We start from the raw sequence: 13,838 nt of genomic DNA on the forward strand, positions 1-13,838 counted from the left end.
AGGAATGCGGCCCTTCGCGAAGCGCGAGCGCTTCTGCCGGCTCGCACCCCCGATTTTCAGACAGTCGACGACCACGAGATACGTTCTTCAGAAAGGAACCGCCATGAGCGCCCAGACCGCCCGCACCCCCTATCGCCTGCACCTGACCGAGGACCAGATTCCACGCCGTTGGTACAACCTGCGCGCCGACATGCCCAACAAACCCGAGCCCATGCGCCTGCCGAACGGCCAGGTGGCAACCGCCGCGGATATCGCCCCGGTGTTCGCCGACGAGCTGATCGCCCAGGAGCTCGACGACACGACCCCCTATTTCGACATTCCCGAACCGGTGCTCGAGATGTATCGCGTCTACCGCCCGAGCCCGCTCGTGCGCGCCTACAACCTCGAGCGGGCACTCAACACCCCGGCGAAGATCTACTACAAGTTCGAGGGCAACAACACCTCGGGTTCCCACAAGCTCAACTCGGCCATCGCGCAGGCCTACTACGCCAAGGCGCAGGGCCTGACCAACGTGACCACCGAGACGGGAGCCGGCCAGTGGGGCACCGCGCTTGCTGAGGCCTGCGCGCACTACGGCCTTGACCTCGATGTCTTCATGGTCAAGTGCTCCTACGAGCAGAAGCCCTTCCGCCGCAACGTCATGGAGACCTTCAACGCCCGCGTGACGCCCTCCCCCTCCGACACCACCGAGGTCGGGCGCCGCATGCTCGCCGCCGACCCCACGAACTCCGGGTCGCTGGGCACCGCCATCTCCGAGGCCGTCGAACGCGCGCTCAACGTACCGCAGAACAAGGGCCGCTACCAGCTGGGATCGGTGCTGAACCAGGTCGTGTTGCACCAGTCGATCATCGGCTTGGAGAGCTACGAGGCCATGCACGAGCTCGGTGAGTACCCCGACATCGTCATCGGCTGCGCCGGCGGCGGCTCGAACCTCGGCGGGCTTATCGCCCCCTTTATGCGCGACAAGCTCACCGGCGCGCGGCCCGACACGCGCTTCGTGGCCGTCGAGCCGGCAAGCTGCCCCTCGCTCACGCGCGGGCGCTTTGCCTACGACTTCGCCGATACCGGCCAGACCTGCCCCCTGTGCAAGATGTACACGCTCGGCAACGGCTTCATTCCCAATCCCGACCATGCGGGCGGCCTTCGCTACCACGGCATGAGCCCCATCGTGAGCCAGCTCAAGCACGACGGGTATCTGGAGGCCATCGCCGTGCGGCAGACCGATGTCTTCGCTGCGGCGGAGCAGTTCGCCAAGCTGGAGACCATCCTGCCCGCGCCCGAGAGCGCGCACGCCATCCTCGCAGCCATGCGCGAGGCGGAGGCCTGCCGCGAGACCGGCGAGGCGAAGACCATCCTCTTCGGCCTTACGGGCACGGGCTATTTCGACATGGTCGCCTACGACAAGTTCAACCGCGGCGAGCTCGAGGACTATATCCCCACCGACGAGGAGCTCGAGCGCGGCTTCGCCACGATCCCGAGCAACCCGGGCATTCAGTAACGTGCCTGCACGGCCGGGTTTTATACGCGACGGCCCGGCCGTGCGGATCCCCTTGGTCACGCTGGGGCATTCGCGCAAAAAGGGCGGCCGAACTCGGTTCGACCGCCCTTCTCTTGAGGGGTTTTCGCTTTCGCGTCCGCCCTACTTAGCGAGACCCGCCTCCTCTGCCGGCAGCGGCTTCTTGAGGAACGACAGGATCAGGCAGGCCACCACGGCGCCGATCGCCAGCGCGGCGAGGTACATGACCGGGTTGCCGATAACGGCGATGACCCAGGCGCCACCGTGGGGTGCGGGGCTCGTGCAGCCGAAGGCGGCGGAGATGGCGCCGGCAAGCGCAGAGCCGATGATGCAGGAGGGAAGCACACGACCGGGGTCGGCGGCGGCATAGGGGATCGCACCCTCGGTGATGAACGACAGGCCCATGATGTAGTTCACCACGCCCGCCTTGCGGTCGGCGGAGCTCCAGCGGTTCTTGAAGATCGTCGTGGAGAGCGCGATGGCAATCGGCGGAACCATGCCGCCCACCATGACGGAAGCCATGATGATCTGGCCGGTGGAGGTGCCGTCCGCAAGCATCGCGGTGCCGAAGACGTAGGCAGCCTTGTTGAACGGGCCGCCCATGTCGACGGACATCATGCCGCCGACAACAGCGCCCAGAAGCACCATGTTACCGGTGCCCATGCCGGCAAGGGCGCTCGAGAGCCACGCGTTGATGGCACCGAAAATCGGGTTCAGAGCGAGCATCACGAGGCCGATGAGGAAGATCGAGATCAGCGGATAGAGCAGCACCGGCTTGATGCCCTCGAGCGAATCGGGCAGCCTGTCGCAGGCCTTCTCGATGCCGTAGGTGATATAGCCGGCGGCAAAGCCCGCGAACAGCGCGGCGATGAAGCCGCCGGAGATGAGTGCGCCCTGGGCCTCGGCGTCCATAGCCGTGGCGAGGTAGCCGAGCGTGTAGCCCTGCTTGGCGATCCAGCCGCCCACGAAGCCCGGCGCCAAACCCGGACGGTCGGCGATGGACATCGAGATGTAGCCGGCAAGAATCGGCAGCATGAAGTTGAAGGCCTGGTTGCCCACCAGGTTGAAGAAGGCTGCGAGCGGCGTCGAGGAGCCGTAGCTCGCTGTGCCCATACCCGCTTGGTCAAGCAGGAACGAGATGGCCATGAGGATACCGCCGCCCACGACGAACGGCAGCATGTGGGAAACGCCGTTCATGAGGTGCTTGTACACGGTGGAGCCCAGGCTCTCGGTGGCGCCGGACGCCGCGGGAGCGGAAGCGCCGCCCTCAGCATGGCAGATGGGCGCCTCGCCGTTCATGATGATGTTGATGAGCTTCTCGGCGTCGTTGATGCCCGCCGACACGTTCGTGGAGTAGAGCGGCTTGCCGTTGAAGCGGCCGAGCTCGATGCCCTTGTCGGCGGCGATGATGATGCCGCGGCAGGCGGCGATCTCCTCGGCGGTGAGGGCGTTCTTGGTGCCCACGGAGCCCTGGGTCTCGACCTTGATGGTCACGCCCATCTGCTCGGCGACCTTCTCGAGGTTCTCGGCGGCCATGTAGGTGTGCGCGATACCCGTGGGGCATGCGGTGATGGCAAGCACCTGCGGCAGGCCCGTATCGGCAGCGGCGCCGGCGTCAGCCGCGGCGGCCTCGCGCGCGGCCTTGGCGGCAGCGGCCTTGGCCTCCTTGGCAGCCTGCTCGGCATCGTGCTCCGCCTCCGCCTTGTCGATTGCTGCCAGGAACTCCTCGGGGGTCTTGGCAGCGCGCAGCGCGGCGGCGAAATCGGCATGCATGAGCAGCGCGGACAGCTTGGCCAGCACCTCGAGGTGGACGTTGGCCTGCGTATCCGGCGCGGCGATCAGGAAGATGAGGTCGGAGGGCTTGCCATCCGGCGCCTTCCAGTCCACGCCCGCGGGCACCGTGATGGCCACGAGCCCCGCCTTGGACACGGCCGCGGTCTTGGCGTGCGGGATGGCGATGCCCTCTCCCACCGCGGTGGAGAACTGAGCCTCACGGTCGAGAACCGCCTGGCGGTACTTCGCGCGATCGTTCACCGCACCGCATGCGACCTGCAGGTCGACGAGTTCGTCGATAGCCTCCGCCTGCGTGGCGGCGACAACGCCCAGTTTCACCCCGTCTTTCTTCAGCAACTCGGTGATTTTCATGGTTTACCCCTTTCCCCGGCACAGGCCGGCCCCACCGCCCGGGAGGACGGATTGTCTACAACGATGGATATGGATCTCATCGTGCCGCCCGTCGGACGCGACGGCACGCTGGAACGCTAGCGGGCGAGCAGCTCCTCGACCTGGTCGCGCGTGGCCAGACCCAGCGAGAACGCGCTGGCCGACCCCGTGCACACGCCCATGCGGAACGCCTGTTCGAACGAGCCGTCGCTCTCCAGGTAGCCGGCGACGAAGCCAGCCACCATCGAGTCGCCCGCGCCCACGGAGTTAACCACGGTGCCCTTGGGTGAGGGGCTTTCGATCACATCGCCGTCCTCGGTGACGAGCACGGCGCCCTCCCCCGCCATGGAGACGAGCACGTTGCGCGCGCCGCGCTCCTGCAGCTTTCGGGCATACGGAACCACGTCCTCGCGCGTCTTCAGCTCGACGTCGAAGATCTCGCCCAGCTCGTGGTTGTTGGGCTTGATGAGGAACGGATGGAACGGCAGGACGTTCACCAGCAGGTCGCGTGTCGCGTCGACGACGATGCGCACACCGCGACCGTCGAGGCGCGCCAGGATGCGCTCGTAGATGTCACCGGGCATCGTTGCCGGCACGCTGCCCGACACGATAAGGATGTCATCTGCGGTCAGCTGATCGATCTTGGCGTAGAGCGCCTCGACGTCGGCGTCGGTGATGGCCGGTCCGATGCCGTTGATCTCGGTCTCCTCGGCAGCCTTGACCTTGACGTTGATGCGGCTCATGCCCTCGCGCACCGAGATGAAATCGGTGTCGATGCCCATGGTGCGCAGGCGGCGCGCGATCTCGTCACCCGTGAAGCCGGCGAGGAAGCCCCAGGCGCAGCTTGCATGACCCAAGTTCTTGAGCACGATCGAGACGTTCACGCCCTTGCCGCCCGCCATCACGGTCTCGCGCGAGACGCGGTTGACCGCGCCGAGCGTCAGGTTGTCGACGCTCACGACGTAGTCGAGGCAGGGGTTGAAGGTCACGGTGTAGATCATGGGGGCTGCTCCTTTGCTTGGGACCGATTATGCGGATAATCACGCGGCGGCAGATGCCACGATGATGTTCGAATACTCTTCGAAGTCGGGCGGAAGGGCCTCGGTCACAATCGTCGCATCGTCGAAATCGGCGAACGTGACCGGCGAGACCATGGAGAACTTGCTGGAGTCGCACAGCACGTACGGACGGAGCGTCTGGGCAAGAGCCGTCGACTTGACGAGAGCCTCCCCCGTCTCGGGCGTGGTGAAGCCCTCGTCGGGCGTCGCGCCGTTGGTGCCGAAGAACCCGATGGTGAAGTGATAGCGCCCCAGGACCTCCACCGTCTGCTCGCCTACCAGCGCCTCGGTGACGGGCTTGAGCTCGCCTGCGGGGACGAGCACCCGGCAGCCCTTGGACAGCAGAGTGTGGGCTGCAGAGATGGAGTTGGTGAAATACGTGGCGCGCGTCTCGGTGATGAAATCGACGAGGCGCTCGGTCGTGGAGCCGGCATCGATGTAGACGAAGTCGTCGGGACCGATGAGCGTAGCGGCGAAGCGCGCGATGGCGGTCTTCTCCTCCAGACGCACGCTGTACTTCTCGTAGACGGTCTGGTCTGAGGAAACGACCGTGCGGGTGACCGCGGTGGCTCCTCCGCGGACCTTCACGATGCGACCCATCTGCGCCAGACGCGTGAGGTCGCGACGAATGGTGGACTCGGAGGCGTCCAGCAGCTGCATGAGATCGGTTGCGGTGATCGATCCGTGTTCGTTGACCAAGGCGACGATCTTCTCAAGGCGGTCTTCTGCAAGCATCTGCGCTCCTCTCATCGTGTCCCGTGGATGGAATCTGTCAAAACCATCCAAAACCATTCTAATTCGTTCACAACGAGAGAATAGCACCAGAATTGGTCACGTTCGTTCAAAATCGGTCACCATGGATGAACGGTCGATTTATGCCCGCGAACGGTTACGGAACCCAGCGTGACAGTTGGGACGGGGCGCTTGGTACCATCAAAAGACCTGACAACATGCCCCTCACGAGAAAGGACATCCCATGAGCCTGTGGTCCGACCTCGCCAAACTGAAGAGCTGCCACTGGGTGGAGCTCTCCCATCCCCTCACCGACGACAGCCCGTATTGGGCGGGCATCCCGGAGGGCTCGGTCGAGCTCTGCCGCACGGTGTTCGACTACGACGAGGAGATGCTTTCCTGCCGTATCCACACCTACAAGTTCCCCGGGCAGTTCGGCACGCATGTCGACTTCCCGAGCCACTTCACGCCCGGTGCGGTGGGCTCGGAGGCCTACGGTGCCGCCGATATGGCCATGCCGCTCGTCGTGATCGACCTCACGCCCAAGATCGCCGAACAGGGACCGGATGTCGCCATCGATGTCGCCGATATCGAGACGTGGGAGGCCGAGCACGGCCGCATTCCCGAGGGCGCGTTTGTGGCGCTGCGCACCGACTGGCACCTCCGCTGGCCCGACAACGACGCGCTCAACAACTTCGACGAAAACGGCGGCGAGCACTGCCCTGGCTGGTCGATGCCCGCGCTGCAGTTCCTCTATGAGGAGCGCGGCATCGCCATGAACGGTCACGAGACCTTTGACACCGACGCGTCGTATCTGGCGGCCGAGGCCGACGACCTTGCCTGCGAGCGCTGGGTGCTCGACCACGGCCACCTGCAGGTCGAGGTCATGGCGAACCTCGACAAGGTGCCCGCCACGGGCGCCATCGTGTTCGTGAGCTGGCCGCGCATCGAGGGCGCCACGGGCCTTCCCGCCCGGGTCGTCGCCGTATTCGAATAAACGCCAACGTCCCGCCCGCGAGCGACCCGTCAATCGACGGGCATGCGGGCGGGAGGACCCCTGCATCGAAACCATGGGTTTGTACCGTATAGAGGCTCTTAAACGGTACAAACCCATGGTTTCGCTCTTGCCCGCCAACGAGGCGCGCCCATCACCTCCACGACCCGTCACCTTGCGCTATCCTTGTGACCATTGTTCGCAATAGGGCGCACAACCGGGCGCAAACCACGTCGAAGGGAGGGGCATGCAGCCGACAGGCACCAAGACGGCGGCCTTCAGGCAGGCGCTGCCGCTTTCCTTCCCTATCATGGTGGGATTCATCTTCCTCGGCATCACCTGCGGCATGTACGCGAGCTCGCTCGGCCTGCCCTGGTGGATGCCCACGTTCATGTCCATCGCCATCTTCGGCGGCTCGGCCGAGTTCGTCGTGGCGTCCATGCTGCCCGGCGTCTTCGACCCGCTCACGACCTTCGCGGTGATCCTCGTCGTGCAGGCGCGCCATCTGTTCTACGGCCTATCGATGCTCAAGCCCTTCGCGGGCATGGGGCGCAAGAAGCCCTATCTCATCTACGCCCTATGCGATGAGTCGTTTTCCATCAACTACGGCGCCCATGTGCCCGAAAGAATCGACCGCGGCTGGTTCATGCTGTTCGTGAGCCTGCTCAACCAGGCCTCCTGGGTGCTCGGCTGCACACTGGGCGGCGTGTTCGGCAACATGATCCCCCTCGATATCGAGGGCATATCGTTTGCGATGACGGCCCTGTGCGTCGTCATCTTCCTCGATCAGTGGCTGCAGGAGAAAAGCCACGTGAGCTCGCTTACCGGCCTCGCGGCGTCCGCGCTGGCGCTCGTCCTCTTCGGGGCGGACGGCTTTTTGATTCCCGCGATGCTGATCATCCTCGCCGTGATGGCCGTTCTACGACCGCGACTTGAAAGCATCTACAGCTCCGATGACGCCCCCGCCGCGGACGGGAGCGGTGCCGCATGACGACGCTCCAGCAGATCGCCACCGTGCTCATCGCCGGCGCCGCCACCGTGCTCACGCGCTTCCTTCCCTTCTTCGCGTTCCGCCATGGTGCCCCTCGCTTCATCCGCTATCTCGGAGACGTGCTGCCCGGCGCCATCTTCGGCATGCTTGTAATCTACTGCCTGAAGGACGTTGACGTTCTTGCCGGGTCGCATGGCGCACCCGAGGCGATCGGCATCCTTGTCACCGGCGGCATCTACCTCTGGCGCCGCGACATGCTGTGGGCGATCCTCACCGGCACCGCCTCCTACATGCTCCTCGTGAACCTTGTCTGGTGATGTCCATTTTCAGGACGGAGATGTTTTGGGACATTGCGCGGCGCACCGCGCAATGTCCCAAAACATCTCCGTCCTGAAAATGGACATCCGGCCCGTACATTGCCTACAATCAAAGCTCGACTTCTACAGACGGTTGAGGCCACGGCGCCCCTTGACGCCGTGGCCCTGGGAGATGAGCCGCATGGATATCGATCGCCCGCGCGCACTCGACGCGTTTTACGAATACGTCGCACCCTACGACGCCGCCAACCCCCGCATCGCACTCAAGATCGAGCACACCCGCCGCGTCGCGACGCTCTGCGACACCATCGCGCGCAGCGAGGGCCTGCCCGCGGCAAACGTCGACCTCGCATGGCTCTGCGGTCTTTTGCACGACATCGGCCGTTTTGAGCAAGTTCGGCGTTGGGAGACCTTCAGCGATGCCGAGAGCGAAAGCCACGCCCAGCTAGGCGTCCAAGAGCTCTTCGAAACCGAAGACGACGCACCGGGCAACATTCGCCGCTTTGCCGACGAGCGCTACGAGGACAATCTCATCCGCGCCGCGGTCGGTTTCCACAGCGACTTTCGCCTGCCCGACGACCTCGATGCCCGCACGCGCCTGTTCTGCAACATCGTCCGCGATGCGGATAAAGCGGACATCCTGCGCACCGTGAACGAAAGCAGCGTGGAGACGATCCTCGGCGTCGACAAGCGCGCCTTTTTGGCCAGCCGGTTTTCCGACGAGGCCCTTCAGGCGTTCAGCGAGCATCGCTGCCTCAAGCGCAGCGAGCGCCACGAACCCGCCGACTACCTGATCGGCCTCATCTGCTTCGTGTTCGAGCTCGTATTCGCCGAGACGAAGCGGGCCGTCGCCGCGCAGGGCCACCTCTTCCGCGTGCTCGACGACCCCTTTGGGCTGGACCGCCCCTTCGACGACCTGAAGACCCAGGAGACCTGGGAGCACATCGGCGACGAGGTGCGCATCTACCTGCAAACCCGCCGGTAATAAAACGGTGCGAGCGGAACGATCCGCTCGCACCGTCGCCTTTTTGCTAGGAGTGCAGGGTCTCGAGAAGCGCCTCGGCCACCTCGATGCAATCGCCCACGACCTTGTAGTGCGCGGCGCCGAATATCGGAGCGTCGGGGTCGTCGTTCACCGCGATGACGGTCTGGGCACCGCCGATGCCCGCCAGGTGCTGGATGGCGCCGGACACGCCGAGGCTCACCAGCAGCTTGGGCGCCACCGACACGCCGGTCTGCCCCACCTGGTGCGGGTACTCGAGCCAACCCGACTCCACGAGCGGGCGGGTGCAGCCGAGTTTCGCGCCGAGCGCGTCTGCGAGCTCGCGCATGAGCGGCAGATTCTTCTTGGACCCGATGCCGCGACCGACGACCAGCAGGCGCTCGGCATCGGCGATCGACGCACCCGCATCGGCAGTCTCGTACCCGAGCACGCGCACGCGCGGCACCACGCTGTCGTCGAGCGAGACCTCGCTCACCGTGCCCATCCGCGTGCTGTCGAACTCGGGCGCCGCGAACACGCCGGGGCGGACCGTCGCCATCTGCGGACGATGCGCCGGGCACACGATCGTGGCCATCAGGTTGCCGCCGAACGCGGGGCGCGTCTGCTGCAAAAGACCTGTCTCGGGGTCCATGGCGAGCACGGTGCAGTCGGCGGTAAGACCCGTCTGCAGACGGACCGCCACGCCGGGCGCGAGCTCGCGGCCGAACGCCGTCGCGCCGTAGAGGATCGCCTCGGGCTTGCGCGGGCGCGCAAGGTCGCAAATCCAACGCGCGAACACCTCGGCATCGCGGTGGGCAAGCCGCTCGTCGCGGCAAACGAGCACCTCGTCGGCACCCGCGGCGATCAGCAGCTCCTCGTTGGCCGAGGGCGCCTCCGCCCCCTCGCCGAGCACCGCGGACACGCGGCAGCCGCGCTCGGCGGCGAGCTCGCGGGCACGCCCGAGCAGCTCGAACGCCACGGGAAGCACGCGCCCCTCGTCGTCGACCTGTGCGAACACCCAGATACCCGCATACGACGCGAGCTCGGCGGCATCGGCCCGCTCGTCCTTCTCGATCGAGATCGCATCCACCGGGCAGGCATCGACGCACGACCCGCAGAACACGCAGGAATCCGTGGGGCGCGCAAAGCGGTTCGGCCGTTCCCCCACGAGCTCGATTCCCGCCGACGCGCACGCCTTGACGCAGCGGCCGCACCCGATGCACAGCTCGCGATCGACCATCAACCCGCTCATCGGCATGCCTCCTCAATCAGCGTGGCCAGCGCCGCTGCCTGCTCGGCAGCCGTGCCCTCAACGGGCACCGCCTCATGGGCGCGCTCAGGAACGAACGAACGGACCACCTGCGTCGGCGATCCCGCAAGCCCCGTGCGCGTCGGATCGGCCTTCACGTCGGCGGCCGTCCTCACCGCCACCGGCGCGTCCTCCGCCGCAAGCACGCCCGCGATGCTCGGCATCCGAAGCTGCGCGGCATCCTTTGCCACCGTGATGACGGCGGGCAGCTCGACCTCAACGAACTCGCGGCCGGCATCGGTTGCCCGCTCGGCGGACAGAACCTTCCCGCACAGCTCGACCAGGCGCTCGACCCCCGCGATGCAGGGCACGTCGAGTGCGCCGGCAAGCTCGGGACCGATCTGCGCCGTGTCGCCATCGACCGCCATCTTGCCGCAGATAACAAGATCGACGGGCGCCCCCATGCTCTCGATGCCGCAGGTGAGCGCATAGGCCGTCGCAAGCGTGTCGGCGCCCGCGAAGGCACGATCCGAAAGCAAAAGACCGTCGTCGGCACCGCGGGCGATGCAGTCGCGCAGCAGCCGTTCCGTGTCGGGGATGCCCATCGACAGCACGGTCACGTCCACGTGCTCACCCGCCGCGGCGCGCTCGTCCTTGATGCGCAGGGCGAGCTCGAGCGCCGTGGCGTCAAACGGGTTCACGACCGCCTGGCGCCCGTCGCGCACGATGGTGTTGGTCACGGGGTCCATCTTGACCTCCGTGGTGGAGGGGACCGCTTTCACGCACACCACGATCCGCATGGGCTATGCACCCCTTTCACACGTCTCGAGTTCGAACAGATTGCCCTGACCCAGCTGAAGATAGGGGTCGAGCTGCCGCTTGAGCGAGGCCATCTCGCAGATATGCTGCTCGCCGTACATCACCGCCAAGAAGCTCCGCTTGAGCTTGCCCACGCCATGCTCCGCCGACACCGCGCCGCCCATGTCCGTGACCGCACGGGCCCACTTCTCGAACAGGCGCTTTCCCGCTGCGTAGTCCGCGGTGTTGCGCGGCAGCACGTTGACGTGCAGGTGGTTGTTGCCGATATGCCCCCAGGCGGCCGACTCGAGCCCGGCTGCGGCGAGGTCGGCGCGGTAGAGCGCCATCACGTCGCGCAGGCGCTCGTCGGGTACCGACATGTCGCTGCCGAGCTTGGTGATCGTGGGGTCGGTGCGGCGGCGCTCGTCGATAAGCATGTTGACGCTCTCGGGCACGGCATGGCGGAAGAACCGCTGCGTCTCGCGGTCGATGTCGGTGCGGCCGACCCAGGTGGCAGCATTCGAGCCACCGCAATCGCGCGCGATATCGCCCAAGCGCGCAAGCTCAGCGAGCGCCTGCTCGCGAGAGGAGCACGCGAGCTCAACATACACGCAGCACGACCAGGCATCGTCCATCGCGGGCAGCGCCGAGAACGCCGTGCTACGCTCGCGCTGGCGGCGCAGGATGTTCAGGGCGTCGGCGTCGAAATACTCGATAGCGCAGGCGTCCGACAGCACGGGGCGCACGGCGCAGGTGAAGTCGATCGCATCGGACTCGCTTGCAAAGAAGCAGTTCACACCCCAGCTCACGGCCGGCGTCGGCATCAGCGCGAGTTCGAGTTCGCAGATGATACCGAGCGTGCCGTCGGAGCCGATGAAGAGGTCGATGGCGTCCATGTCGTCCTCCACGAAGTAGCCCGAGGCGTTCTTCGTGCAGGGCATGGTGTAGGTCGGAAGGTCCAGCTCCAGCGTGCGGCCGGACTCCGTGGCAAGCGTCAGGCGACGGGCCCTCGCGCGCACCTCGCCGCGGCGCAGCGCGACGACGTCGCCGTCGGCGAGCGCCACGCGCAGCGCGCGAACGTGCGGGCGCATGGGGCCATAGGCGTAGCTGCGCGCGCCCGAGGCGTTGCAGGCCGCCATACCGCCCACGCACGCCGAGGTCTCGGTCGGGTCGGTGGGAAAGAACTGCTCGGGGCCGGCATATAGCTCCTCGAGCGCATCGAGGCTCGCGCGGTCCCAGCCATCGGTGGGAACGGTGTGGCGAGCCAGGTGCCGACGGAGCTCGGAAAGGATCACGCCAGGCTGCACGCGCAGCAGGTAGGTTCCATCTTCATCGCGGGAAAGCCCAAGATAGGCGGTCGCGCGCGACAGGTTCATGACGTGCCCGCCCGACGGCACCGCGCCCGCGGCGAGACCCGTGCGCGCGCCCTGCACCGTGATGGCAACCGGCTTGCCATCGGCGCCGGAGACCCCGTGCAGGCTACGCAGCACCGAACGGATCTCGTCCTCGGTTCGGGGAAACGATATGGAATCGGCCGTGCCCACGCTGCGCGATTCATCGCGCAGATACTCTCCGAATTCCGGAGTCATCGGCAACATATCCACCATAGCGCGCCTTTCTTTATCAAACTAAAGCGTCACGGATTCCAAAGTATACAGAAACGGCCGAAGTCTATACGGATGGCTCCCGATTATGACAAGCACGTGAACAGAGGGTTACGGGCTTCGCGGCATGCGAAAACCGCCCGGAGGCGCCTGCCCGCACGCGCGATTCATGGGGATATACCGCTGTTTTCGGGCCCGCCGCCGGGTCCATGCTGGCACGTTTGGGCGGCGGTAAGGCCATGCGCGAGGGGCGGTAAGATTCGGCTGATAGGCTGGCAGCACCCGTTGCCGCAGGCGTGACCTGCGAAGAAGGAGGATGCCATGGCCCTGTATTTTCCCCAGCACAAGCTCGCGCTCGACATCGTGGACGACCCGCACAGCTCGCCGATCGACGCCGATGCGTTTCCGGGGCTTACCGTCGTGCCCGTCACGCACGATGAGGTGACGGGGCCAGCCGCAGCGCGGCGGCTCGTGCGCAAGCTCTCGCGCCGTGGCTGGATGGGCGCCCCGAGGTTGCAGGCACCGCACGACGACCTCGCCAGCCTGATCGAGGAGGCAGCCGGCCGGCAGCAGGATTCCAGCCGATAGCGCCCCTGCCAGGCCGCCTCTCCCCAACCCCCGCGCCGCCGTTTGCTACCATGGCTTTCGACATCGAAACCCATGCGTCGCTGCGGCGGCGCCTTGTTTTGCGGAGTTGGCACATGATCGGACTGGGAACGCTCATCAACGTCGCCTGCATCCTCGCCGGCGGTATCTTCGGCTTGCTCGGCGGGCGCTTTCTCGTGCCGCGCGTGCAGGAGACCCTCATGAAGGCGACGGGCCTCTGCGTCATCTTCGTCGGGCTTTCGGGCACGCTCGAGGAGATGCTCGCGATCCAGGACGGCGCGCTCGCCACGGGCGGCACCGCCATGATGATCGTCTCGTTTGCCCTGGGCTCTGCCATCGGCGAGTTCATCGACCTCGACGACCGCTTCGAGCAGCTCGGTGTCTGGCTCAAGCAGAAGACCGGCAGCACCGACGACGCGAGCTTCGTCAACGGCTTCGTGAACACCTCGCTTACCGTGAGCATCGGCGCCATGGCCATCGTCGGGTCCATCCAAGACGGCATCGCGGGCGATTGGACCACCCTCGCGCTCAAAGGCGCGCTCGATGCCATCATCGTCTGCGTGATGAGCGCATCGTTCGGGCGCGGTTGCCTGTTCTCGGCGCTGCCTGTAGCGGCGATCCAAGGCTCCATCACCCTGCTCGCCCAGCCCATTCGCCCGATCATGACCGCCGCGGCGCTTTCTAACCTCTCGCTGGTGGGATCGATGCTCATCTTCTGCGTGGGCGTGAACCTGATCTGGAAGGGGACGTTCAAGCCGGCGAACATGCTGCCCGCGGTGGTCGTCGCCGTCATCTGGGCGCTCATCGCGCCGTAGGGGCTGTGAGGGA

General features: G+C 66.0%; 13 protein-coding genes. 7 read left to right on the top strand and 6 right to left on the bottom strand.

Annotated elements, in window-relative coordinates:
- The first annotated feature begins 103 nt into the window (after positions 1 to 103).
- Positions 104 to 1,498: a TrpB-like pyridoxal phosphate-dependent enzyme gene (locus tag H6A16_RS08795; RefSeq protein ID WP_204618290.1), complete on the top strand. Its 1,395-nt coding sequence runs from the start codon at positions 104 to 106 to the stop codon at positions 1,496 to 1,498.
- A 141-nt stretch (positions 1,499 to 1,639) separates the two neighbouring features.
- On the opposite strand, the gene H6A16_RS08800 is transcribed toward H6A16_RS08795, so the two are convergent.
- The 3 genes from H6A16_RS08800 to H6A16_RS08810 form a co-directional block, all read right to left on the bottom strand.
- The gene (locus H6A16_RS08800; RefSeq protein ID WP_204618293.1) at positions 1,640 to 3,661 is read right to left on the bottom strand and encodes a PTS fructose transporter subunit IIABC; all 2,022 of its coding nucleotides are present in this window, start codon (positions 3,659 to 3,661) and stop codon (positions 1,640 to 1,642) included.
- Between the two features lie 116 nt (positions 3,662 to 3,777).
- A complete protein-coding gene (gene pfkB / locus H6A16_RS08805) occupies positions 3,778 to 4,680 on the bottom strand; it encodes a 1-phosphofructokinase (protein WP_204618295.1) in 903 nt (300 codons plus the stop codon).
- Positions 4,681 to 4,719: 39 nt separating this feature from the next.
- Positions 4,720 to 5,472: a DeoR/GlpR family DNA-binding transcription regulator gene (locus H6A16_RS08810; protein ID WP_204618298.1), complete on the bottom strand. Its 753-nt coding sequence runs from the start codon at positions 5,470 to 5,472 to the stop codon at positions 4,720 to 4,722.
- A gap of 241 nt (positions 5,473 to 5,713) precedes the next feature.
- On the opposite strand from H6A16_RS08810, the gene H6A16_RS08815 reads away from it, so the two are divergent.
- From H6A16_RS08815 to H6A16_RS08830, 4 genes are all read left to right on the top strand, one after another.
- A complete protein-coding gene (locus H6A16_RS08815) occupies positions 5,714 to 6,466 on the top strand; it encodes a cyclase family protein (RefSeq protein WP_204618300.1) in 753 nt (250 codons plus the stop codon).
- A 244-nt stretch (positions 6,467 to 6,710) separates the two neighbouring features.
- Entirely contained in the window at positions 6,711 to 7,454 is a 744-nt protein-coding gene (locus H6A16_RS08820; RefSeq protein ID WP_204618302.1) for an AzlC family ABC transporter permease, read from the top strand.
- Positions 7,451 to 7,771 carry a branched-chain amino acid transporter permease gene (locus H6A16_RS08825; RefSeq protein ID WP_204618304.1) on the top strand — a complete coding sequence of 107 codons (321 nt, stop codon included), beginning with the start codon at positions 7,451 to 7,453 and terminating at the stop codon, positions 7,769 to 7,771. The genes H6A16_RS08820 and H6A16_RS08825 overlap by 4 nt, the downstream gene beginning before the upstream one ends.
- Positions 7,772 to 7,952: 181 nt before the next feature.
- Entirely contained in the window at positions 7,953 to 8,756 is an 804-nt protein-coding gene (locus H6A16_RS08830) for an HD domain-containing protein (protein WP_239458311.1), read from the top strand.
- Between the two features lie 46 nt (positions 8,757 to 8,802).
- On the opposite strand, the gene H6A16_RS08835 is transcribed toward H6A16_RS08830, so the two are convergent.
- From H6A16_RS08835 to H6A16_RS08845, 3 genes are read right to left on the bottom strand one after another with little or no spacing between them, the layout of a single operon-like run.
- A complete protein-coding gene (locus tag H6A16_RS08835) occupies positions 8,803 to 10,005 on the bottom strand; it encodes an FAD-binding protein (protein ID WP_204618309.1) in 1,203 nt (400 codons plus the stop codon).
- Positions 10,002 to 10,802: an electron transfer flavoprotein subunit beta/FixA family protein gene (locus H6A16_RS08840; protein ID WP_204618311.1), complete on the bottom strand. Its 801-nt coding sequence runs from the start codon at positions 10,800 to 10,802 to the stop codon at positions 10,002 to 10,004. Before H6A16_RS08840 ends, H6A16_RS08835 begins: the two co-directional genes overlap by 4 nt.
- Before the next feature lie 3 nt (positions 10,803 to 10,805).
- Positions 10,806 to 12,407: an FAD-binding oxidoreductase gene (locus H6A16_RS08845; protein ID WP_204618313.1), complete on the bottom strand. Its 1,602-nt coding sequence runs from the start codon at positions 12,405 to 12,407 to the stop codon at positions 10,806 to 10,808.
- Between the two features lie 318 nt (positions 12,408 to 12,725).
- Here H6A16_RS08845 and H6A16_RS08850 point away from each other — a divergent pair, with 318 nt between their 5' ends.
- Both H6A16_RS08850 and H6A16_RS08855 read left to right on the top strand, forming a co-directional pair.
- Complete coding sequence (locus tag H6A16_RS08850; protein ID WP_204618316.1) at positions 12,726 to 12,992, top strand: hypothetical protein; 267 nt, start codon at positions 12,726 to 12,728, stop codon at positions 12,990 to 12,992.
- Between the two features lie 113 nt (positions 12,993 to 13,105).
- Positions 13,106 to 13,825, top strand: a complete 720-nt coding sequence (locus H6A16_RS08855) for a DUF554 domain-containing protein (RefSeq protein WP_204618318.1) — start codon at positions 13,106 to 13,108, stop codon at positions 13,823 to 13,825.
- Positions 13,826 to 13,838 lie beyond the last annotated feature (13 nt).

Source organism: Collinsella tanakaei (genome assembly GCF_016900375.1).
In the GTDB taxonomy this organism is placed as follows: Bacteria; Actinomycetota; Coriobacteriia; order Coriobacteriales; family Coriobacteriaceae; genus Collinsella.